This window comes from Photorhabdus sp. S10-54, from assembly GCF_963878145.1.
Classification (GTDB): Bacteria; Pseudomonadota; Gammaproteobacteria; order Enterobacterales; family Enterobacteriaceae; genus Photorhabdus; species Photorhabdus kayaii.
Genome location: NZ_CAWNXG010000008.1, coordinates 74,324 through 96,138, shown reverse-complemented (window position 1 = coordinate 96,138; position 21,815 = coordinate 74,324). Strand labels below are relative to the sequence as shown.

Here is a 21,815-nt window from a genome sequence, read left to right as displayed (position 1 = left end):
ATACTCTTTATTTAGAGCATTCATCTGACTGTTCATCGTGTTAAATATAGTGAGGGCTTATGGCTGATACAGATATTCGTGTTGCTATTGTTGGCGCTGGTGGGCGTATGGGACGTCAGTTGATTCAGGCCATATATCAAATAGATGGTGTTGCTCTTGGTGCAGCTTTGGAACGCTCCGGTTCTTCTCTGATTGGCGCAGATGCCGGAGAGTTGGCGGGTATTGGTCATACAGGTGTGACTGTTTGTGATGACCTGAAAAGTATCGTTAATGATTTTGATATCCTTATCGATTTTACCCGTCCGGAAGGAACGTTGACTCATCTTGAAATTTGTCGCCAGAACGGTAAAGCGATAGTGATCGGTACAACTGGCTTTGATGAGGCTGGTAAACAGGCAATTAAAGAGGCTTCTGCTGATATCCCGATTGTATTTGCTGCGAATTTCAGTGTTGGTGTAAATCTGGTGCTTAAATTATTGGAAAAAGCAGCGAAAGTGATGGGCGAGTATAGTGATATCGAAATTATTGAAGCACATCACCGCCATAAAGTGGATGCTCCATCAGGAACAGCTTTAGCAATGGGAGAATCTATTGCTCATGCTTTGGGGCGGGATCTTAAAGCGTGTGCTGTCTATGCCCGTGAAGGTTATACCGGTGAACGTGATCCAAAAAGTATTGGTTTTGCAACTGTCCGTGCAGGGGATATCGTGGGAGAGCATACCGCTATGTTTGCAGATATTGGGGAGAGAGTAGAGATAACTCATAAGGCTTCCAGTCGGATGACATTTGCAAATGGCGCTGTAAAGGCTGCTTTATGGCTGAGTGGTAAAAATAGTGGTCTTTTTGATATGAAAGATGTGCTAAATCTCGACTTACTTTGAAAGAAAATTTTTACAACTTATTGATATCGCATAATTAAATATTTTATTGTGCGATTTTTAATTTCTTTGTTTATTTTCATTGCTTTTTAGTTTTTTTTTCTATTTTTATCTTATTTCTAACCTTAATTTTCTGCTTTTTTCTCCTTTTCATGATTATTTTCAACTTTTCATCTGAGAATCAAGTTTTCTATGCTGATTACCGTTTTCTAAATTAGTTTTATTGCTGTTTTTAGTCTTATTTCATTAATTCACTCAGTGAAATGTGTAAAAAAATAAGAAAAGTAACATTTTTTGTAGACAACTCTCCCTCTCATCATTAGAATGCGCGCAATTTGCCAAAATTTTGCCTAAAAAGCAGCTTTGGCATTGATTTTGAGGAATAAATCTGAATTAATATGCACTAATTGCGAGTAATTATTCTTTGGAGGGTGTTTTGATTAAGTCAGCTATATTGGTTCTGGAAGATGGAACCCAATTCCACGGTCGTGCCATAGGTGCGGAAGGGGCGGCAGTTGGGGAAGTGGTTTTCAATACCTCGATGACCGGATATCAAGAAATTCTCACAGACCCTTCCTATTCCCGCCAAATTGTCACTCTTACTTATCCCCATATTGGTAATGTCGGTGTTAACTCAGTCGATAAAGAATCACTAAAAGTACAGGCCCAAGGGCTAGTGATTCGTGATCTACCACTGTTGACCAGTAACTTCCGCTGCGAAGAAACACTTTCCGATTACCTTAAACGTCATAATATTGTTGCGATAGCAGATATCGATACCCGTAAACTGACACGTTTGTTAAGAGAAAAGGGTTCACAGAATGGTTGTATTATAGCAGGTAAACAGATTGACGCTCAGGTTGCACTGGAAAAAGCGCAAGCGTTTCCGGGGCTGGAGGGGATGGATTTAGCAAAAGAGGTGACAACTAAACAGATTTATCCGTGGTTACAGGGGAGCTGGACGTTGGCGGGGGGATTACCGGAAGATAAGCAAGAACAGGATCTGCCTTATCATGTTGTTGCTTATGACTTTGGCGCAAAACGTAATATCTTGCGAATGCTGGTGGATCGTAGCTGCCGCCTGACAGTGGTTCCCGCTCAGACACCGGCTGAGGATGTATTGAAGCTGAATCCAGATGGTATTTTCTTGTCCAATGGGCCAGGAGATCCGGCACCTTGTGGTTATGCAGTCGATGCAATCAAAACCCTGCTTGAGACAGAGATTCCGATCTTTGGTATCTGCCTTGGACACCAATTGTTGGCGTTAGCCAGTGGAGCTGAAACTATGAAAATGAAATTCGGCCATCATGGTGGTAACCATCCGGTGAAAGATCTTGAATGTAATGTTGTAATGATTACTGCACAAAACCACGGCTTTGCTGTGGATGAAAAATCACTGCCGTCAAATTTGCGCGTTACTCATAAATCTCTGTTTGACGGTACGTTGCAAGGGATTCATCGTACCGATAAACCTGCATTCAGCTTCCAGGGGCATCCAGAAGCTAGCCCCGGTCCACATGAGACTGCATCGTTATTTGATCACTTTATTGAACTCATTGAGCAGTATTGTCAGAAAAATAATCGTCATAACACCAAGTAATCAGGAGAAAATAAAATGGCAAAACGTACTGATATTAAAAGTATCCTGATCTTGGGAGCGGGTCCAATTGTCATTGGTCAGGCTTGTGAATTCGACTACTCGGGAGCACAAGCTTGTAAAGCGTTACGGGAAGAAGGTTATCGTGTCGTTCTGGTGAACTCGAACCCTGCTACTATTATGACTGATCCAGAAATGGCCGATGCCACTTACATTGAGCCGATCCACTGGGAAGTGGTACGTAAAATCATTGAAAAAGAGCGCCCCGATGCGATTCTGCCAACAATGGGCGGACAAACTGCACTGAACTGTGCGCTAGAACTAGAGCGTCAGGGAGTACTGGAAGAGTTTGGCGTTACCATGATTGGCGCTACCGCAGATGCGATTGACAAAGCGGAAGATCGCCGCCGTTTCGATATAGCAATGAAAAAGATTGGCTTGGAAACTCCGCGTTCTGGTATCGCTCATTCAATGGAAGAAGCGCTGGCAGTTGCTGATCAAGTCGGTTTTCCTTGTATTATCCGCCCTTCCTTTACTATGGGAGGAAGTGGTGGCGGTATTGCTTATAACCGCGAAGAATTCGAGGAAATTTGTGAGCGTGGCCTGGATCTTTCACCAACCAACGAACTCTTGATTGATGAATCTCTGATTGGTTGGAAAGAGTATGAAATGGAAGTTGTGCGGGATAAAAACGATAACTGCATTATCGTCTGCTCTATTGAAAACTTTGATGCAATGGGGATTCACACCGGTGATTCCATCACGGTCGCTCCGGCGCAAACGCTGACGGATAAAGAGTATCAAATCATGCGTAACGCTTCGATGGCGGTATTGCGTGAAATCGGTGTAGAAACTGGGGGATCTAACGTACAGTTTGCGGTGAACCCAAAAAATGGCCGTTTAGTTATCATCGAAATGAATCCACGCGTTTCTCGCTCTTCTGCGCTGGCTTCGAAAGCGACAGGTTTCCCGATCGCTAAAATTGCCGCTAAATTGGCTGTGGGCTATACCCTTGACGAATTGATGAATGATATCACTGGTGGTCGCACGCCAGCTTCCTTTGAACCTTCTATCGACTACGTAGTTACTAAAGTTCCTCGCTTTAATTTCGAGAAATTTGCTGGAGCCAATGATCGTCTGACAACCCAGATGAAATCTGTTGGTGAGGTGATGGCGATTGGTCGCACTCAGCAAGAATCTCTGCAAAAAGCATTGCGTGGTTTGGAAGTGGGGGCAACCGGTTTTGACCCGAAAGTCAGTTTAGATGATCCAGAAGCATTGACTAAAATTCGTCGCGAATTAAAAGATGCAGGTGCTGAACGTATCTGGTATATCGCGGATGCTTTCCGTGCGGGTATGTCTGTTGATGGTGTTTTTAACCTGACTGATATTGATCGCTGGTTCTTAGTGCAAATTGAAGAACTCGTGCGATTGGAAGAGCAAGTAGCAGAGCAGGGCATTAACAGCTTGACGGCCGACTTCCTGCGCCATCTGAAGCGTAAAGGTTTTGCTGATGCACGTTTGGCGAAACTGGTCGGTGTGGCCGAAAAAGAGATCCGCAAACTGCGCCACAAATATAATCTGTATCCGGTTTACAAGCGCGTTGATACCTGTGCGGCAGAATTTGCGACTGATACTGCATACATGTATTCCACTTATGAAGATGAGTGTGAGGCTAATCCGAATAGTGACAAGCCAAAAATCATGGTATTGGGTGGTGGCCCTAATCGTATTGGGCAGGGGATTGAATTCGACTATTGTTGTGTTCATGCGGCCTTGGCACTGCGTGAAGATGGGTATGAAACCATCATGGTGAACTGTAACCCGGAAACCGTTTCAACAGATTACGATACTTCGGACCGTCTCTATTTCGAACCGGTGACTTTGGAAGATGTTCTTGAGATTGTGCGTGTTGAGCAGCCAAAAGGGGTGATTGTTCAATATGGTGGGCAGACTCCGCTGAAATTAGCTCGTGAACTGGAAATTGCCGGTGTTCCCATTATTGGTACCAGCCCGGATGCGATTGATCGTGCGGAAGACCGTGAACGTTTCAAACAGGCGGTAAATCGCCTTGGCCTGAAACAACCCGAAAATGCCACAGTGACCACGATAGAACGGGCAGTTGAGAAGGCAAATATTCTGGGTTATCCGTTGGTGGTTCGTCCATCCTATGTTTTGGGTGGCCGTGCGATGGAAATCGTATATGACGAAGTTGACCTACGTCGTTACTTCCAGACGGCGGTCAATGTCTCTAATGATGCCCCAGTATTGCTTGATTGTTTCCTTGATGATGCAGTGGAAGTGGATGTTGACGCTATCTGTGACGGTGAGCGTGTATTGATCGGCGGCATTATGGAACATATTGAACAGGCCGGTGTGCATTCCGGCGACTCAGCTTGTTCATTGCCTGCTTACACCCTAAGTCAGGAAATCCAGGATGTCATGCGTCAGCAGGTAGAAGAACTGGCGTTTGAATTGGGTGTACGTGGCTTGATGAATGTCCAGTTTGCTGTCAAGAATGACGAAGTTTATCTGATTGAAGTCAACCCGCGTGCGGCTCGTACTGTGCCATTTGTTTCTAAAGCGACCGGTTTACCACTGGCGAAAGTTGCGGCTCGTGTGATGGTTGGTCAATCTCTGGTTGAGCAAGATGCAACTCAGGAGATCATTCCACCATACTATTCGGTGAAAGAAGTTGTATTGCCTTTCAACAAATTCCCAGGTGTGGATCCGATTCTGGGGCCTGAAATGCGGTCAACCGGCGAAGTGATGGGGGTTGGGCGTACATTTGCCGAAGCTTTCTCAAAGGCACTATTGGGGTGTAGCGCCAGAATTCCGCAAAATGGTAGAGCACTTTTGTCCGTGCGTGAAGGTGATAAAGGCCGGGTTGTGGATTTGGCCGCTAAATTGCTGAAACAGGGCTTTGAACTGGATGCGACTCACGGTACTGCGGTTGTGCTAGGTGAAGCGGGGATTAACCCTCGTCTGGTGAATAAAGTTCACGAAGGGCGTCCGCATATTCAGGATAGAACCAAAAATGGTGAATATAGCTATATTGTAAACACGACTGCGGGTCGTCAGGCGATTGAAGATTCCAAACTTATTCGCCGCAGTGCACTGCAATATAAAGTGCATTATGACACCACATTAAATGGTGGATTTGCTACAACAATGGCACTGAGTGCTGATCCAACTGAGCAGGTGATTTCTGTACAGGAAATGCATGCGATGATTAATAGCTAGTCCGTATTATGATTAATTGAAGTAATAAATAAGGTGCGCTTGAGAAAGCGCACTTATTATTTATTACTGACAAAATGCCGGATAAAAAAATCAGCGCTTTGTTAGGTGAGGTCAGAGATCTCACAATTTCCCCGGCATTGGCACCACTGTTAACGCCTTTGGCGCTGTGGGTAACGCTGCCGATGATTTTGCCACCCGCCTGAATTTTCATTGGATCGCTGAATGTTTTATCTGATGTTATTGTTACCCTCTTTTTAAATAATTTTCTCTGATAAGTAAATAGTAACTGACAGGTAAATAAGCCCCAGCCGTGGCTGGGGTTGTGAGTTATTTGTTTCGAGGATAGTTATAATGATCAGGTATTTTGTAATCTTCTGGAATCTCAGGCCACAAGTCCTGACTGTTTATTGATACAACATCGTCGATAATATCTGCATATAGATTAGACAGATTCAATGATGTAATCCGAACTCTTGTCAGCGCACATTGAATAGCTATTTGATCATTTTCTTCAATAGTTCTGTTAAGTAACATCACTGCCTGTTCAAAATCATAAATATATTCCTTGTATTTTTCGGTAATATCTAAATTCAGATTTAACTCAGATTGGATATTTTTCCTAAGTGAGAGTAAATTAATACAATAGCTAAGTTTGTTTAGAGTTTTCATCATTTTAATTTTCTCCCCTCCGCAGCTTTAGTTTTAGCATCATTAATTGAACCATCCAAGTTAAGCACAACTCTAAAATTTCCTCTTTTATCAAAAATTTCAAGATGATTCTTATGATCACCATCTAAGTAAATCTGATCGCCTTTTTTGATATATTTATCAATGTCACTTTTTGCAGAATAAATACTCTGCCCATCATACATTTTACTAGTTTTTTGAGTATTTCCTTTAATTTGGCTCCCAAAATCCGGTTGTTTCAGGAATTCATTCATATTACCAACAGCACCCTGATTCGGCTGATAAGGCTGTTTATTCTTCTCAATAATCGAAGCAACCGAAGCTTTACCGCCGATAGCGCCACCAATATCGGCAGATTCTACCGCCTCTTTGGCTATTAGTGCACCTTTTTCCCAAGTTGGCAGTTGTTCAAGCGTATTAAGAAAAGATCCCAGCTTTTGGTACTGGGATCTTTCTGGTTTAAGGGAGTTGAGCAAGTAAGGATTTTACTTGCTCTGTATCTTCTGGATGTAATTGAAGATATTTCTCACAGGCTAGTTTTATATATTCAAAGCCGATGGATTCAGAAACAATAACTTCACCTTCCCATACACCGAACATTATTCCTTCAAAATGGTATTTCAGGATCGGGATCATCTAAGTTTGGAAAAATACAATAGGTTTCATTAACTCCACACCCGTCCTTTTTTAGAACAAGCGGTAAAGCCCATAAAAATTCACCTTGGGAATATATAGAATTAAAAAACTCCTTCATAACCCACTCTGAATCACTGTTATAATCTATTTTTTCAAAAAGACGTTTATTACTCATTGTGTCACCGGGAAAAAGTTAGTAACTGTACTTATATTCTCTGTCTGTTATACGATAGGTCGAAAATTTCGCAATTTTTTTGGAACAGATAACTTATGGGTATGTCAATTCCCGGCACTGAAAACGCTCAGGGCTTGCTTGAACGTGTGTTTAATCAATCAACTGGCTGATAATTCCCCGTGTTAGCGTACTGCTAACACGGGAGGATAATCATTTCATTAACAAGAGATCACGCAAATCCATTTGTAGACTCTTAAATTTTACAAATATTCTTTAGGTATATTTGATATCTGCTCCTCTAGTGACCAATTTTCTGGCTTGGATCTTTCGAAATTCCACTTTGCGCCTTTATCCAACCACTTAGATCTGTAATTTTTTAATGCTGTTAAAGTAGCATCTTCATAGCCAAATTCCACCCCACAGCAATCACAAATATCAAACGTTGGTGAATTGCCATCTCCACCCCACGGAGGATCTAATTGTTCTGCACCACATACACGGCATACATATAATCTATTATTTTTGTGCATTGAAGTAATCCAAATTTGTTTTATATCCATGATCTACTGGATTTGGTTTAAACATTGTTTTAGGAACACCATCCGCATTTTTTACTGCGAAAATATTTGTCTCTGAATTGTAATATAAAGTATCTCCATTAGCTCGGGTTTTGATTAAAGTTCCTTTCGGAGGATTTTTAATAAAATTATGGGTGGCTTCAACATATTGTTTTGAATTCTGATATTCAGGGAATTTACTTTTATGTTTATCCCAGTGACCATAAGCATTTGCTACAGGTTCTTTTTTCTTCGTTTCCGTCCATATTTGAGTTTCTTTAGTTTTGCCTGAATCTATTGTGTTGCCAACATTACGATTCTTCCCAACAATCGAAGCAACGGAAGCTTTACCGCCGATAGCGCCACCAATACCGGCAGATTCTACCGCCTCTTTGGTTATCAGCGCGCCTTTTTCCCAGGCGGGTAACGAGTTATATAACAGCCCTAAATCGTTCTGGTTTTCTGTCGTTACAAACTGGCTGAGATGGTTGGAATTTTTAATCCTAACTCTGCATTAGACTGATAAATAGAAAATATTTATCCTTATTTAATCTAATCCGCCAAGTTAAAATAATCCCAGCCGTAGCTGACTGGGATTAGAGTTTTATCTAGACTTACGAGTCATTAGTAGATATTTTAGTTAACGGACATTGTGACATTTTTTGAATTACAGAATCAACTGTACCGGCAGGTAATAATGTCTCCTTTATTGTATTCCCATCATCAATACTCCAAATTAGGCGATCATTTTGGCTTGTTTTCATAAAATAAATATAATAGCCATTATCCCCCATTGCAGTACAAGTCATATCAAACAAGCCATCAATAAGATCTTCTCCTTCCCCTGTAAAATAACTTTCTGCATTTCTGTATAAGGTAATAGGATCAAAGGGAATATCATTACATGCTAACTCATCTATTTTCATATTTGAGTAAAATCCAATTGTTGTTCTTAATTCGAAAACATCAACAATGTCAAATAATTTATTCCCTTCTAAATAGAAAGAAAATATTCCATTTTTCCAAAAGCTATCTGGAGAGTTCCATGACTCAACAATGTCAAATTGAAGAGAAAAGTAAAATGGATCACCATAAATCATTTTAGTTTCACCCCTAGTTTTTTCTGAATATCACTTGGCACCTGTTTGCTTGTTAAGGAATTGTTAATATCTCCGGAGCTGCCATTCCAATGATATTCTCCGTTAGTTCCTTCGAATCGGTGAACATTACCGTTCTTATCTACTGAGAATCGAACCTCTTTATTGTTATAGTTTTTTGAGCTTGGTATAGAGTTTTCAAAAAGAATTAGAGAGTCTCTAGGTTCTATTCCTGCATTTTTGCGATTTCCATCACCTCCGGGAGTATGTTTAGGGTTTGATTTGTAAGTTAGCCCATTAGAAGCGACTATTGGCTCTGGTACCGGTATTGCGCTTCCTCGGCGTTTCCCAATAATCGAAGCAATGGAAGCTTTACTGCCGATAGCGCCACCAATACTGGCAGATTCTACCGCCTCTTTGGCTATCAGCGCACCTTTTTCCCAGGCAGGCAGCGAGTTATATAACAGCCCTAAATCGTTCTGGTTTTCTGTCGTTACAAACTGGCTAATACGATGGGCATCTTCAGCTGATAAATCAAACATCCATCTCAGACCACTAATAGCATCCGCTGTTTTTATCCCGCCGTCCATTTCAGCCTGATAGGTCAGTGTGCATAACCCACCGTTCCCGGCACAGGCAGATAACATTTCTGCCCGGTGTGCAGCGCTCAGTTTGTTGTATTTGTTCCAGATTATTTCGGTAGGCGTTCCTTGCTTATTAGCTTCCTGGAGCTCTCTAGCCAGATTATAGGCATTCATGGAGTTCAGGTGGTTAAAGAGAATAACAATTTCCCCGGCATTAGCCCCACTGTTAGCGCCTTTGGCGCTGTTGGTTGCAATGCTGCCGATGATTGCTGACAAAAGGTCGAAAGCCCGCGTGATGTGGGCTTTCGGTTCATAATGGCTGAGATTATTATTTACTAGATGGATAAATGTAATTGTCAGGGATCTTTGGCCAACCATTCAGATGAAGCAATACTTCTGCATCTTCAGTTATTGCTTCAAAGAAACTAGATAAACTCATTGAATGACTACGGATTCTTAATAAGGCTGCCTGTGTAGTCATTTCATCTCCATTTTCTGTTGCATCGGCTAGCAACTCAGCGGTACCACATAATAAAGTTAAATATCTTTTTAGTCTTTTATCTAAGTGGTCATTGTAGTTTATTGATAGGTTATCCGTATCTATCGTGCCAATAGATTTTTGGTTGAGAATGAGCAAAAAGTCTTTTTTCATTCTATCAAGAGGAATATGGTCTATCATTTTGGCAATCTCCGTCCTTCAATCATTGCTTTTTGGGTTTTAACCTCATTATATGAACCATCTAAATTAAGAACAGATTTGAATTTCCCATTCTTATCAAAGATTTCAATATGATTTTTATGCATTCCATCAAGATAATATTTATCGCCTTTAGCTATATGATCTCCGACCACATCTTTAGCTTGATAAACACTTTGGCCTTGATAGATTTGGCTGGTTTTACTTGAGCTATTCTTTATTTGGCTTCCAAATCCTGGCTGTCTAAAAAACTCCCCCATATTACCAACAGCACCTTTATTCGGCTGATAAGGCTGTTTACTCTTCCCAACAATCGAAGCAATGGAAGCTTTACCGCCGATAGCGCCACCAATACCGGCAGATTCTACCGCCTCTTTGGCTATCAGTGCACCTTTTTCCCAGGCAGGCAGCGAGTTATACAACAGCCCTAAATCGTTCTGGTTTTCTGTCGTCACAAACTGGCTGATACGATGAACATCCTCAGCCGATAAGTCAAACATCCATCTTAAGCCACTAATAGCATCCGCTGTTTTTATCCCGCCGTCCATTTCGGCCTGATAGGTTAGAGTGCATAACCCACCGTTCCCGGCACAGGCAGACAACATTTCTGCCCGTTGCGCAGCGCTCAGTTTGTTGTATTTGTTCCAGATTGTTTCGGTAGGCGTTCCTTGCTTATTGGCTTCCTGGAGCTCTCTAGCCAGATTGTAGGCATTCATGGAGTTCAGGTGGTTAAAGAGAATAACAATTTCCCCGGCATTAGCCCCACTGTTAGCGCCTTTGGCGCTGTTGGTCGCAATGGCCCCTGCAACGTTGCCGATGATTTTGCCGCCCGCCTGAATTTTCATTGGATCATTGAATGTTTTATCCAATGTTATCGCGGCCAGTTCTGCGGCTAATGCCCCGGCAGCAGCACCTTTGGCATCACCGCCGCCAATTTCCGCTGCAAGGGCAGAAACTACCGCATGGCTGATGGCTTTTCCGGGTAAACCTGACACCTGACCGTTCTTGCCAATCAACCCGGCCCCTTCGGCGTTAATCTGGCTGCTAATATTGGCCAGTAATGCGGTGGTAAAATTGTCCTTAAAACTACCGCCATTGATGGCTGTACCCAGGCTGGAACTGATAATGGATTGACCTGCTACCCGTTGAGCCACTTTGCTCCAGTCACCCTTGCTCAGTTGAGGTAATGTCGCTTTTGCCGGGTCAATTTGCGTGCCATTGGCGGCTTTATCCCATCCCATGATGTTATCAAAACCCGCCAAAGCGCCACCCATCGCCATTGAAGTGAGGGTTGATTTAACGGTGTCGCTGCTTCCCATCATTTTTAAGGTTTTGGATAAGTCACCCTGATTATCCACTAAAGCTACCGCTGCCTGAGAAGTGAGTGCGGCCATACCGGAAGCTGTCGCGCCGTAAGCGACTGAACTCATGGCGGCGGCCGTGCTGGCGGTAGCGCCTGCTGCCGTCGCGGCTGAACCCGCTGTACTTGCGGCTGACCCGGCAACCGAAACCGTTAAGCCGGCTCCCGCTGTTGCAGCGGCGACGGCAATCGCGATAACCGCAGAGACCACCGGATTCAGGTGCTGGCTTTTATAATCCCAACTATCATAGGCATCTTTAACTAAATTCCATTGAACGTCTTTACGTTCACTGAGTCCTTTTAACCAGGCGGTTTCCGGCGTATTACCGAAGACTGACACCACATTTTGTAACGATTGACCGTTTTGGGCTTTGATATCCGCGCTAACCCCTTTGGCCGCCTCCACGGTGAATTTTCCGCCAATATGAATAGCAGGAAGAACCCACTTATCTTCGGTATAACCTTTATCCCTTTGCGTAATATAAAAGCCTTTGGAATACGTAATAGTCTGTTCAAAAGCGGTATTTTTTACTGCTTTAAAATTGACTTTACTGTGAGTGCTGGTCAGTTTGGCATTTTTATTAGTCGCCATTTTACTGGCTTCGTAAGTGCTGTCATCCCGGCTTAACAGATTAATATCACCGCCAGCGGTAAATTCAGTGACTTTATTCGTGACATCATGACGGGTACGTTTAGCGGTTTTCTTCTTGCCATACCAATTACGATTTGTCTCTGTTTTTTCATAGTGGCTGGATTCTTCCATCGCCTGAGCGTAGAGATAACCGCCTTTCGCCGCGATATCCATTGCCCCTTTGGAAGCCAGTTTGGTGGCCTGAAAAAGAATGCTGCCGTTTGAAAGGACAGTCAGCACGCCACCACTGGTTAATTCAGTACTTTGTTGAGTATAGGTTTCTGTGATGCTGTCATCTTTGAAATAATCAGCGCGATCTTTGTAGAAGTGATTCCGAGCCGACTCGAAACGTATATCACCACCAGAGGTAATCGTGATATCACCATCAGAAAGTAGCGTTGAACCCACAGTGGTAATGGCTCCATTTGCAGCCATTGTCAGCTTTTTGGTACCACGGATTTGTGCGCCATGATTTCTGTCATCCTTATATTCATCATAATGCTCAGGTCTGTCATCGTCATTGTAAGCAATAGCCGAGTAAAGCAGGGGCAGGAGTGTGATATTCCTGCCAGAGGATAATAATGCGTTACCGTTTGCCTGTATCTGGACCGCCTTTCCGTTGATATCTGTACCGCTGATAACACTGATATTATTTCCGGCGGTTAATCGGCTGCTTAATTCTCCTGAACGTGATGAAGGGAATAATTTATTCAGTGACGGCGATAATTCACGGGGAGTCAGATCAATACTTTTTGCCGAAGTTAAGTTGATGTCTTTTTCTGCGGAAAAACGAATACTCTTCGCAGATAAATTTCTGCCGGCATTAATCACAACAGAATTTTTTGCATCCAGTTTACCCATTTTAGATAACATGTTATTAAAAAGTTCTTGCTCTTTAATGTAAGAGAGAATATTGCCAATTCGGTTATGTGATAATAGCACCGCATTGTTATTGTCAATCGTAATATCATTATTTGCCGCCAAAGTAATATTATCACTTTTAGTTAAAAATACATCCCGTAAAATAATATTCTTGCCTGCGTTTAACAATAAATCACCGGTTGCTTCAATGCTGCTGATTATTCGATTACCATCGTGGTTGAAATATCCGGCAGTCTCATTGCTTTGCAATTTTAAATCCGCATTACGGCTAATAACAGTAATATTTTTTCCCTTGATTTTACTCTGCAATGCATCAATATTATCAGCGGCAATCATAGAGATATTACCACCAGAAATAACTTCCGCTGTATTTAATGTAATAGAGTCAGTTGCCAAAATAGTGATATCGTTATTCGCTTTAATAATATTATTGTTACTAATTTTCCCTGAGTTTAATACAATATTTTTAGCAGATAATGTATCATAACTGCCTGCGACAGTTATTTGGGACATTTCATTTATGTCATAGGGTAGTGGGGTGCGAATATTAATATTATCTTTAAAATCAGCGACAAGATTACCGGTAGCAACAACACTGGCTGGTTCAATAATATTTTTTTTATCCTCCCATGTTTTAACGTTTCCTGATTTGTCAAAGTCTGTCCTAATATATACGTCACCAATGGAAGATATATTACTTTCAGTTTCTTTTTCAGTATATACAATATAATTATTTAGCACGCCGGTTATTTTGCTTTCATTAATAAAATTAATTCCCGTCAAGAAAATATCTTTACCGGCACTAATCTTACTGACAAAATTCAAGAGTTCATCACTGTTGATATAAATATTCTTTCCAGATGTTATCACTCCAGGTTGCTTACTATCAGAAATGATGGTTTCAGTTCTAGAGTGATTTACATGAACTTCTCTATCTGTTGTATTATCCCCACCAAAATCAACACGTCCAAACCATTTCTCAGGAAGTGGCGTTATTAATTCAGCCTCATGAATAACTGAGTTTCCAAAATCACTGGTTTCCGTTTCATTAATAATCATGTTTTTATCTGTTGAATCTGGCATTAACTCTTTGTTTTTAAAAACAAAAACATCACGTGCATTATTAAGTTTTTTGGTCCTGACAACCAAATCTCCCTTCACGGTTTTTATTGTCGCAGATCTATTTTCGACTAACTGACCTTTATTCCCCTGAGCATCTTTCTGTATCCACATATTATCGTTGGCTTGTAGCAAGGCTTTGCTGCCTGTATTTTTCACAGTGTCGCCAAATATCCGTATATCCCGACCTGCGGTTACACTGCCTTTATTATCCAGTGTGGTATTTTCCAGAGTAATATCTCGTCCCGCTTGCACTTTAATATTGGGCGCAATATGGGTTTCTTTGCCAATAATATTCAGGTCCGTTTTAGCCTTAATATTTCCCAGCTCAATTTTGCCATTGGCGTTTAAAGTAATATCACGCTGGTTACTGGTTAACTCTTTCAAATTAACGCCAACGCCCTCTTCAGTGGCAACCAGTCGAATTTTATTGGCATACATGCCGCCTAATGCTTTGGTATCAACCGCTAATTGAGGTTTAGCACCTTCGCCAGCGACAGGTTTAACTGTGCCGTCTTTTAAACTGATTCGGTTAGCGCCTTGCGTCAGGGACAGGTTATTAGCCTGAATTTTTCCATTTAATTCCGTTGCACGGCTGATAATATCGATATAATCCGTCGCCTTGCCATCTAACCCTTTACCGCCAATAGTAATTTGGCCTTTTTTAACCTCCAATGCTTCCAACGCGCCCTGTTTATCAAATTGGGGTTTACCCGTGGTCAGTGTTGCGCTCGAGGTATTAATAAAACCACAGCCATCACAGGTAATGCCATTGGGGTTAGCAATCATCACATTGGCTTTATTGCCGAAAATCTCCAATTGGCCTTGCAGATTAGATTGTCCGCTGCCGGTCACTTCATTAATAATCAGTTCCCCTGCTTTTCCATGCAGATTAGGGTTAGCGTTAAGTTGTCCCGCCAGTTGTGATTTAGCCGTTTGAGTGGCGTTATTGAGTACGGCGCCTTGAGTGGCGATATTGAACTCTTTATAAGTATTGTGAGATATCCCCGCGTCATTCGGCGTAGCAATATTCACCACCGGGACATTGCCCTGATTTTGTACCTGAGTCTGGTTATTATCCGGTGTGATTCCAGCGGCAATCGCCGGGTGTAGCGGCTGGATTGCCGTCAGGTAAATTAAAAGATAACTCTTGCCTCTCGCCACAGAGTGGTTGTGTTTACTCATCGTACTCTCCCTTTTGTTGAATTTAAGTGTTACAAAGTTACAAAGTCAGTGATACTGACCAATAAGTGACCCGGTTATCTGCGGTCAGGCTGTGGTGATAAAATGGTCATATACCCACAGAGAATATTGATGATTTAATAGTTACATCATTAAACTATACTAATATGAAATTAATTGATTGTCAGAATGGGTAGTATGAAATGTGATCAGGTGTCGATTTTTTAATCCTGATAATGGGGAATCTGTTATATTAAATGCCGGTAAATTGCGATAAGGCTAGAGGTATTGTTTCCTTACTCCTGCCTTGACACTTTCAGTTTTCGCGTGATGGTATCTGGCAATTTGATTAGGACGGGCTCCCACGATGAAAAGACCCGTAAAGAATTTAACCATTAAAGGTAAAAGACCTTGATTAAAGATTTTTTAAGGTGGGTATATACCATTATGATTAAAATTAATAAAATAACAGGCGTCAAAAATGGTAAAAAATCGTTAAAACTTTATACTATTAAACCCAGATGTTAAAACAATGACTTTTAGTCACAGTTTAAAACCTACCTATCGAAATTCTTAATGAAAAAAATTGACTTTAATAACGTTTTCAACCGAAGAATGAATTTTTTCATAAGCCAATTAAATAATTGATGGTAAAAAACTGGAATAATAAAATCTCTGAATAAATCAGGGCTGGATTTTGAGGTGCGCTTTATTAAGCGCACTTTTCTATGTTTATTGAAAATTTAAAAGAAAAGAATCACTGTCTGTTATCCCAGTGCTACTTTGACACCTAAGCCAATTAAAACGATGCCTAGTAGTTTATCGATAATCTTCTGAGCCTTAGCTAATCCGCGGCGTACTGGGGCACTTTGGATCAATATGACTAACAGTGGCCAATAGATGACTGACAATCCCCAGATAATAGAGGCATACCATAATTTCTCGCCAACACCAGAATTGACATTTAGCAACTGAGTAAATATTGCCAGAAAAAACAATGTTGCTTTTGGATTCAGTAAGTTACATAAGAACCCCTGCATAAACGCTTTTTTGAAAGTAACAATCTGCTGTGGTTGATCATCGAAAGTTAGAGTATTCCCACCACGTGAAAGCATGCTATTGATCCCAATCCAAATAAGATAAGCTGCTCCGGCATATTTCATCAGGTTAAATAGCCACGGCGTTGTGGTGATAACAATAGCCAATCCGGCGACGCAATAAACCATATGGCAAGTTATAGCAGCGATTAAGCCCACTACTGTCATCATAGCGGCGGAACGTTGGTAACGTATAGCATTTTTGACTACCAAAAAGAAATCGGGGCCGGGAGAGAGCATACCCAACGTTGAGATAGTGATGACGACCAGTGATGTTTCCAGCATAATGTACCCTATGGTTAATATTAGCTTTGTTATTATTTTGATCAATAAATGTCTTAAGTAATAAACCAAGTATAAATTAATCTTTTGTACTTAAGAAAGCGTTGAGCCTATCGACTGGGTACATCCCTTTCCGTATAGTGTCATCAATTTTTATACTATTTGCCTATTAAGGTGGCTTAATGAATATCAGCTTGATCGCTGCTTTAGCTATGGATCGGGTTATCGGCATGGAGAGTAAAATGCCGTGGAATCTGCCGGGAGATCTGGCCTGGTTTAAACGTAATACATTGAATAAACCCGTTATTATGGGGCGAGTAACTTATGAATCTATAGGTCGTCCGTTACCGGGAAGACTCAATATTGTATTGAGTAGTCAGCCGGGTAATGATGAATGTGTAACCTGGGTAAGTTCAGTTGATGAAGCACTGGCTGTGGCGGGTGATGTAGAAGAAGTTATGGTCATGGGTGGTGGTAAAGTTTATGACCAATTTATTTCACGAGCGAGTCGTATGTACCTGACTCACATCGATGCAGAAGTGATAGGTGATACACATTTTCCTGACTATGAACCGGATGAATGGGATTCTGAATTTACTGAGTACCATGATGCCGATGAATTAAATTCTCACAGCTACTGTTTTGAGATTTTACAACGTCGTCTGTGATTGATAGAACACGCCGGTGAGCTTTTTTCACGGCGTGTCTGGCTTAATGCTGTTTTACTGCCGGTAACGATGATTGTGTAAAATATTGCTTATCTTCCCAACGCAACATCGTCAGTTGTCCTCCCCAACAGCAGCCTGTATCTAATGCATAAAACCTTTCGGGTGTTCCCTGGCCTTCCAATGATGCCCAGTGACCAAAAACGATGGCATACTCTGATGGGATCTGCCGTTCCAGTTCAAACCAAGGTCTTAGCGGCGCAGGCGCGTTTTCGGGCTTATCTTTGCACAACATGTCTAACTGACCATTTGGAAAACAGTAACGCATACGTGTCAATGCATTAGTACTGAAACGTAAACGTGCCAGCCCAGAGAGTTCTGGTGACCAGTTGTTTGGCATATCCCCATACATGGAATTGAGAAACAGAGGGTAACAGCTACTGTTGAGCATGGTTTCAACTTCGCTGGCACACATTTTGGCTGTTTCCAAATCCCATTGAGGCGTAATACCGGCATGTGTCATGAGCAGTTTTAGATCATCATCGAACTGTAGTAATGGTTGTTTGCGTAGCCAATTAATTAATTCATCGGCATCTGGCGCGGACAGTAACGTATCAATTTTATCTTTAGGTTTATTACGGCTGATCCCGGCATAAACGCCCAATAAATGGAGATCGTGATTACCTAATACCATTCTTACGGCTGAACCTAACTGTTTAACATATCGGAGAACTTTAAGAGAGTTTGGGCCTCGGGCAACTAAATCCCCCGTTAACCACAATGTATCCTTTTTAGGATCAAAATTAGCATTAGTTAATAAAGCACGTAATTCACGGTAGCAGCCATGAATATCACCAATGAGATAGGTAGACATAATCAATTAATCAGCGTTGGGATAGCCAGACGGAAAACCGGAATGGCAACGCGAAATGGTTCGCCATTGTGGTCAACCATTTCATAATGGCCTTCCATAGTCCCCAAGGGCGTTTCCAATATCGCGCCGCTGGTGTAACGGTATTCGGTACCTGGCTGGATTATGGGTTGCTCACCAACAACACCTTCCCCCTGAACTTCCGTTTGATGGCTATCGCTGTTGGTAATCAGCCAGTAACGATTCATTAACTGAACCAGTTCGCGCCCAAGATTTCGAATAGTAACTGTATAGGCAAAAACGAAACGCCGTTGATCGGGACACGATTGGCTTTCTACATAAACACTTTGTACCTGAATAGAAACCCTGGGCGTATTAATCATAATTGACTCCTGTTATGACTGCATTTCAGGTTGTTCTGATAGCCAGTTTGCCATTTTACAGTACTGCTCAACAGAAATATTCTCTGCACGAGTACTTGGATCGATACCAAGTTCTGTTAGCTGTTCTACAGTAAAAAGATCACCGAGGCTGTTACGGATAGTTTTACGCCGTTGGTTGAAAGCTTGAGTCGTGATCCGGCTCAGCATACGAATATTTTTGACGGGGTGCGGTATGCTTTTGTGCGGTACCAGACGTACAACGGCTGAATCGATTTTAGGTGCGGGAGTAAACGCGGTTGGCGGTACTTCCAGCACAGGGATAACCTGACAATAATATTGGGCCATGACACTCAAACGCCCGAAAGCTTTACTTCCGGGGCCAGCTGCCAGACGGTTTACCACCTCTTTTTGTAACATAAAATGCATATCAGCAATAGCATCAGTATAGCTGAAAAGGTGGAACATTAACGGCGTGGAAATATTATAAGGTAAATTACCAAAGACGCGTAGCGGCTTCCCTCTTTGCTGAGACAATTCGCCAAAATTAACCGTCATGGCGTCTTGCTGGATGATGGTAAGTTTATCTTTTAATTGTGGATGAACTTGTAGACGTGCGGCTAAATCGCGGTCGAGTTCAACCGCGGTCATTTTATCTATACGTTCGCCGACCGGTTCTGTCAATGCACCAAGACCGGGGCCAATTTCTAACACTGCTTGGCCGGGTTGTGGATTGATAGCGGCAACAATACTATCAATGACAAATTGATCGGTTAAGAAGTTCTGCCCGAAACGTTTACGGGCAAAGTGCCCTTGGTGGACTCTGTTATTCATTACTGTTTTGTATCATTTTAATTGCTAAATTTAATGCGGTGATAAAGCTTCCCACATCAGCTTGACCTGTCCCGGCCAGTTCCAGTGCTGTGCCATGATCGACCGAAGTACGGATGAACGGCAGGCCCAATGTAATATTCACTGCTCTGCCAAAACCTTGGTATTTTAACACGGGTAATCCCTGGTCGTGATACATTGAGAGTACGGCGTCTGCATGTTGAAGATATTTAGGTTGAAACAAAGTATCTGCCGGTAAAGGGCCTTCCAGCACGATGCCTTCTGCTCTCAGACTGGCTAATGCAGGAATAATAACATCAATCTCTTCCCGTCCCATATGGCCGCCTTCTCCCGCATGAGGATTCAGACCGCAAACATAAATACAGGGTTTTGCCAGGCCAAACTTTGTTTTTAAGTCATGGTTAAGAATAGTAATCACTTCTCGCAGGCTATCGAAAGTGATGGACTTTGGTACATCAATAATGGGTAGATGCGTCGTTGCCAGGGCAACCCGAAGTTCTTCTGTCGCAAGCATCATGACGACTCGTTGGCATCCGCTGCGATCGGCAAAGAATTCGGTATGGCCGATAAAAGGCACGCCAGCATCATTGATATTCCCTTTATGAACTGGCCCTGTGACTAATGCTGAAAATTCCCCGTTTAAACAGCCGTCACAAGCTTGTGCCAGTGTTTCGGTGACATATCTACCGTTTTCTTGATTCAATTCGCCAGCGATTGCGGGTACATGAAGAGGAACTGGCAGTATTGTCAACGTCCCGGCAGCCTGTGGTTCGTGGGGCTTGTCAGCAGAATATTCTTGTAGTTGCAAAGGTAAATTAAGTTGTCTGGCTCTGTCGAGAAGCAGGTTGGGGTCTGCGCAAGCGACCAATTGCCTTGGCCAACTTTGTTGAGCAAGAGCCACTGTTAAATCAGGCCCAACCCCGGCAGGCTCGCCGGGGGTAATAACGATCGGTTTATTAATAACAATTGGTTTATTGTTGTGCATCGCTGCCATCTAAAATTTTCACATAAGCTGAGGCGCGTTGTTCCTGCATCCAACTTTGTGCTTCTTCGGTGAATTTACGGTTGAATAACATACGGTAAGCACGATCTTTCTGAGCGACATCTGTTTTATCAACTTTGTGAGTGTCCAGCAGTTGGATCAGATGCCAACCAAAAGATGAGTGAACTGGCTGGCTGATTTCACCTTTGTTCAGTCGCATTAATGCGTCACGGAAAGCAGGATCGTAGATATCAGGGGTAGTCCAGCCGAGATCACCACCACGCAGGGCGGAGCCTGGATCGTCTGAAAACTCTTTGGCGGCATCGGCAAAATCAGTTTTTCCACTGCGAATATCACTGGCGATTTGCTGCAACTTGGTACGCGCTTGATCATCGGTCATGACAGGAGAAGTTCTTAATAGAATATGGCGGGCATGAACTTCAGTGATGGCGATGGTTGGATTACCGCCACGGATGTCATTAACTTTGAGAATATGGAAACCAACACCGGAACGAATTGGGCCAACAACGGCACCTTTCTGAGCTAATTGCAGTTGTTCAGCAAACAGAGTTGGTAACTCCTGAAGCCTACTCCAACCCATATTACCGCCTTTCAGCGCTTGTGGATCGGCAGAATAGGCGATAGCCAATTTACCGAAATCAACACCATGTTTAAGTTCAGACATAATTTTCTGCACTACCGTCATGGCTTTTTCCATTTGTGCCTGATCAGGATTTTCTGGCAATGGGATCAGAATGTGGCTGATATTCAATTCAGTATCGTTAGTATTCTGGTTGCTAATTTGTTTAACTAAGGCATCGATCTCTTGAGGCAAAATGGTGACACGACGGCGGACTTCATTATTGCGCACTTCTGCTATCAGCATCTCTTTACGGATCTGATCACGGTAAGTATCGAAACTCATTCCGTCAGCAGCAATGCGATGTTTCATTTGATCCACTGTGATGTGGTTCTGGGCTGCAATATTGGCAATTGTAGAATCCAATGCTTGATCAGGAATGGTGATCCCCATCTGTTTTGCCATTTGTAGCAGGATATTATCTATAATCAGACGCTCAAGGATCTGATGACGTAGCGTTTGTTCATCCGGTATTTGCTGGCCGGCATGTTGCGCATCCAGTTTGACAGATTGTAAGCGGTTGTTGATGTCGCTCTCCAGTACCACCCCGTTATTAACGACCGCAGCAATTTTATCCATTTGCTGAGGCGCAGCGAAGGCAGTACTCACTGAAAACATCAATCCGAAAATGAGAGTTCTCCAGTTCTTCATACTTTTCCCATCATATGTAGGTTCCGCAATAGCGGATTTATCATGTTTAATATCAAAATGAAATCCATAG

The 21,815-nt window shown here is 42.4% G+C and carries 20 protein-coding genes and 1 pseudogene; 5 read left to right on the top strand and 16 right to left on the bottom strand.

Annotated elements, in window-relative coordinates:
• The first annotated feature begins 59 nt into the window (after positions 1–59).
• From dapB to AACQ83_RS06395, 4 genes are all read left to right on the top strand, one after another.
• On the top strand, positions 60–881 hold the full coding sequence (gene dapB / locus AACQ83_RS06410) for a 4-hydroxy-tetrahydrodipicolinate reductase (protein ID WP_112876446.1): 822 nt from the start codon (positions 60–62) through the stop codon (positions 879–881).
• A 433-nt stretch (positions 882–1,314) separates the two neighbouring features.
• Positions 1,315–2,478, top strand: coding sequence for a glutamine-hydrolyzing carbamoyl-phosphate synthase small subunit (gene carA, locus AACQ83_RS06405; RefSeq protein WP_112876447.1), 1,164 nt, complete (start codon positions 1,315–1,317; stop codon positions 2,476–2,478).
• A 15-nt stretch (positions 2,479–2,493) separates the two neighbouring features.
• Positions 2,494–5,718 (top strand): carbamoyl-phosphate synthase large subunit, encoded by a 3,225-nt coding sequence (gene carB / locus AACQ83_RS06400; protein WP_112876448.1) that lies wholly within the window; start codon positions 2,494–2,496, stop codon positions 5,716–5,718.
• Between the two features lie 74 nt (positions 5,719–5,792).
• Positions 5,793–5,921, top strand: a complete 129-nt coding sequence (locus AACQ83_RS06395; protein WP_262980979.1) for a hypothetical protein — start codon at positions 5,793–5,795, stop codon at positions 5,919–5,921.
• 124 nt (positions 5,922–6,045) lie between these two features.
• Here the strand turns inward: AACQ83_RS06395 and AACQ83_RS06390 are convergent, their stop codons facing one another.
• The 11 genes and pseudogenes from AACQ83_RS06390 to AACQ83_RS06335 form a co-directional block, all read right to left on the bottom strand.
• On the bottom strand, positions 6,046–6,390 hold the full coding sequence (locus tag AACQ83_RS06390; RefSeq protein ID WP_112876449.1) for a hypothetical protein: 345 nt from the start codon (positions 6,388–6,390) through the stop codon (positions 6,046–6,048).
• Positions 6,387–6,881 (bottom strand): hypothetical protein, encoded by a 495-nt coding sequence (locus AACQ83_RS06385; protein ID WP_240000716.1) that lies wholly within the window; start codon positions 6,879–6,881, stop codon positions 6,387–6,389. The genes AACQ83_RS06390 and AACQ83_RS06385 overlap by 4 nt, the downstream gene beginning before the upstream one ends.
• Positions 6,865–7,005, bottom strand: a complete 141-nt coding sequence (cdiI, locus tag AACQ83_RS06380) for a ribonuclease toxin immunity protein CdiI (RefSeq protein WP_255566851.1) — start codon at positions 7,003–7,005, stop codon at positions 6,865–6,867. Before cdiI (AACQ83_RS06380) ends, AACQ83_RS06385 begins: the two co-directional genes overlap by 17 nt.
• Positions 7,006–7,012: 7 nt before the next feature.
• The gene (cdiI, locus tag AACQ83_RS06375; RefSeq protein WP_255566853.1) at positions 7,013–7,216 is read right to left on the bottom strand and encodes a ribonuclease toxin immunity protein CdiI; all 204 of its coding nucleotides are present in this window, start codon (positions 7,214–7,216) and stop codon (positions 7,013–7,015) included.
• Between the two features lie 260 nt (positions 7,217–7,476).
• Positions 7,477–7,746 carry a hypothetical protein gene (locus AACQ83_RS06370; RefSeq protein WP_112876450.1) on the bottom strand — a complete coding sequence of 90 codons (270 nt, stop codon included), beginning with the start codon at positions 7,744–7,746 and terminating at the stop codon, positions 7,477–7,479.
• Positions 7,733–8,260, bottom strand: a pseudogene (locus AACQ83_RS24555) (DUF637 domain-containing protein); the annotation flags it as partial. The gene AACQ83_RS06370 and the pseudogene AACQ83_RS24555, both read right to left, overlap by 14 nt.
• A 127-nt stretch (positions 8,261–8,387) precedes the next feature.
• Complete coding sequence (locus AACQ83_RS06355) at positions 8,388–8,873, bottom strand: immunity 42 family protein (RefSeq protein WP_112876451.1); 486 nt, start codon at positions 8,871–8,873, stop codon at positions 8,388–8,390.
• On the bottom strand, positions 8,870–9,832 hold the full coding sequence (locus tag AACQ83_RS06350; protein ID WP_240000715.1) for a hypothetical protein: 963 nt from the start codon (positions 9,830–9,832) through the stop codon (positions 8,870–8,872). The genes AACQ83_RS06355 and AACQ83_RS06350 overlap by 4 nt, the downstream gene beginning before the upstream one ends.
• A complete protein-coding gene (locus AACQ83_RS06345; RefSeq protein ID WP_112876452.1) occupies positions 9,783–10,133 on the bottom strand; it encodes a hypothetical protein in 351 nt (116 codons plus the stop codon). Before AACQ83_RS06345 ends, AACQ83_RS06350 begins: the two co-directional genes overlap by 50 nt.
• Positions 10,130–15,328: a DUF637 domain-containing protein gene (locus AACQ83_RS06340; RefSeq protein ID WP_240000714.1), complete on the bottom strand. Its 5,199-nt coding sequence runs from the start codon at positions 15,326–15,328 to the stop codon at positions 10,130–10,132. Before AACQ83_RS06340 ends, AACQ83_RS06345 begins: the two co-directional genes overlap by 4 nt.
• 764 nt (positions 15,329–16,092) lie before the next feature.
• A complete protein-coding gene (locus tag AACQ83_RS06335) occupies positions 16,093–16,707 on the bottom strand; it encodes a LysE family transporter (RefSeq protein ID WP_112876453.1) in 615 nt (204 codons plus the stop codon).
• Positions 16,708–16,886: 179 nt separating this feature from the next.
• On the opposite strand from AACQ83_RS06335, the gene folA reads away from it, so the two are divergent.
• Positions 16,887–17,372 carry a type 3 dihydrofolate reductase gene (folA, locus tag AACQ83_RS06330; protein WP_112876454.1) on the top strand — a complete coding sequence of 162 codons (486 nt, stop codon included), beginning with the start codon at positions 16,887–16,889 and terminating at the stop codon, positions 17,370–17,372.
• A 43-nt stretch (positions 17,373–17,415) separates the two neighbouring features.
• Here folA and apaH read toward each other — a convergent pair whose 3' ends face one another.
• From apaH to surA, 5 genes are read right to left on the bottom strand one after another with little or no spacing between them, the layout of a single operon-like run.
• The gene (gene apaH, locus AACQ83_RS06325; RefSeq protein ID WP_112876455.1) at positions 17,416–18,243 is read right to left on the bottom strand and encodes a bis(5'-nucleosyl)-tetraphosphatase (symmetrical) ApaH; all 828 of its coding nucleotides are present in this window, start codon (positions 18,241–18,243) and stop codon (positions 17,416–17,418) included.
• Positions 18,244–18,245: 2 nt separating this feature from the next.
• Entirely contained in the window at positions 18,246–18,623 is a 378-nt protein-coding gene (gene apaG, locus AACQ83_RS06320) for a Co2+/Mg2+ efflux protein ApaG (RefSeq protein WP_112876456.1), read from the bottom strand.
• A gap of 12 nt (positions 18,624–18,635) precedes the next feature.
• The gene (gene rsmA / locus AACQ83_RS06315) at positions 18,636–19,454 is read right to left on the bottom strand and encodes a 16S rRNA (adenine(1518)-N(6)/adenine(1519)-N(6))-dimethyltransferase RsmA (RefSeq protein ID WP_112876457.1); all 819 of its coding nucleotides are present in this window, start codon (positions 19,452–19,454) and stop codon (positions 18,636–18,638) included.
• Positions 19,447–20,466 carry a 4-hydroxythreonine-4-phosphate dehydrogenase PdxA gene (pdxA, locus tag AACQ83_RS06310; RefSeq protein WP_112876458.1) on the bottom strand — a complete coding sequence of 340 codons (1,020 nt, stop codon included), beginning with the start codon at positions 20,464–20,466 and terminating at the stop codon, positions 19,447–19,449. Before pdxA ends, rsmA begins: the two co-directional genes overlap by 8 nt.
• Positions 20,444–21,745 (bottom strand): peptidylprolyl isomerase SurA, encoded by a 1,302-nt coding sequence (gene surA / locus AACQ83_RS06305; RefSeq protein ID WP_112876517.1) that lies wholly within the window; start codon positions 21,743–21,745, stop codon positions 20,444–20,446. Before surA ends, pdxA begins: the two co-directional genes overlap by 23 nt.
• Between the last annotated feature and the right edge of the window lie 70 nt (positions 21,746–21,815).

Bases quoted from the DNA above. Each gene is read 5' to 3' on its own strand.
- dapB (WP_112876446.1), top strand. From the start codon at position 60: ATGGCTGATACAGATATTCGTGTTGCTATTGTTGGCGCTGGTGGGCGT.
- carB (WP_112876448.1), top strand. From the start codon at position 2,494: ATGGCAAAACGTACTGATATTAAAAGTATCCTGATCTTGGGAGCGGGT.
- AACQ83_RS06395 (WP_262980979.1), top strand. From the start codon at position 5,793: ATGCCGGATAAAAAAATCAGCGCTTTGTTAGGTGAGGTCAGAGATCTC.
- AACQ83_RS06390 (WP_112876449.1), bottom strand. From the start codon at position 6,390: ATGATGAAAACTCTAAACAAACTTAGCTATTGTATTAATTTACTCTCA.
- cdiI (WP_255566851.1), bottom strand. From the start codon at position 7,005: ATGTTCGGTGTATGGGAAGGTGAAGTTATTGTTTCTGAATCCATCGGC.
- cdiI (WP_255566853.1), bottom strand. From the start codon at position 7,216: ATGAGTAATAAACGTCTTTTTGAAAAAATAGATTATAACAGTGATTCA.
- AACQ83_RS06370 (WP_112876450.1), bottom strand. From the start codon at position 7,746: ATGCACAAAAATAATAGATTATATGTATGCCGTGTATGTGGTGCAGAA.
- AACQ83_RS06355 (WP_112876451.1), bottom strand. From the start codon at position 8,873: ATGATTTATGGTGATCCATTTTACTTTTCTCTTCAATTTGACATTGTT.
- AACQ83_RS06350 (WP_240000715.1), bottom strand. From the start codon at position 9,832: ATGGTTGGCCAAAGATCCCTGACAATTACATTTATCCATCTAGTAAAT.
- AACQ83_RS06345 (WP_112876452.1), bottom strand. From the start codon at position 10,133: ATGATAGACCATATTCCTCTTGATAGAATGAAAAAAGACTTTTTGCTC.
- AACQ83_RS06340 (WP_240000714.1), bottom strand. From the start codon at position 15,328: ATGAGTAAACACAACCACTCTGTGGCGAGAGGCAAGAGTTATCTTTTA.
- AACQ83_RS06335 (WP_112876453.1), bottom strand. From the start codon at position 16,707: ATGCTGGAAACATCACTGGTCGTCATCACTATCTCAACGTTGGGTATG.
- folA (WP_112876454.1), top strand. From the start codon at position 16,887: ATGAATATCAGCTTGATCGCTGCTTTAGCTATGGATCGGGTTATCGGC.
- apaH (WP_112876455.1), bottom strand. From the start codon at position 18,243: ATGTCTACCTATCTCATTGGTGATATTCATGGCTGCTACCGTGAATTA.
- apaG (WP_112876456.1), bottom strand. From the start codon at position 18,623: ATGATTAATACGCCCAGGGTTTCTATTCAGGTACAAAGTGTTTATGTA.
- rsmA (WP_112876457.1), bottom strand. From the start codon at position 19,454: ATGAATAACAGAGTCCACCAAGGGCACTTTGCCCGTAAACGTTTCGGG.
- pdxA (WP_112876458.1), bottom strand. From the start codon at position 20,466: ATGGCAGCGATGCACAACAATAAACCAATTGTTATTAATAAACCGATC.
- surA (WP_112876517.1), bottom strand. From the start codon at position 21,745: ATGAAGAACTGGAGAACTCTCATTTTCGGATTGATGTTTTCAGTGAGT.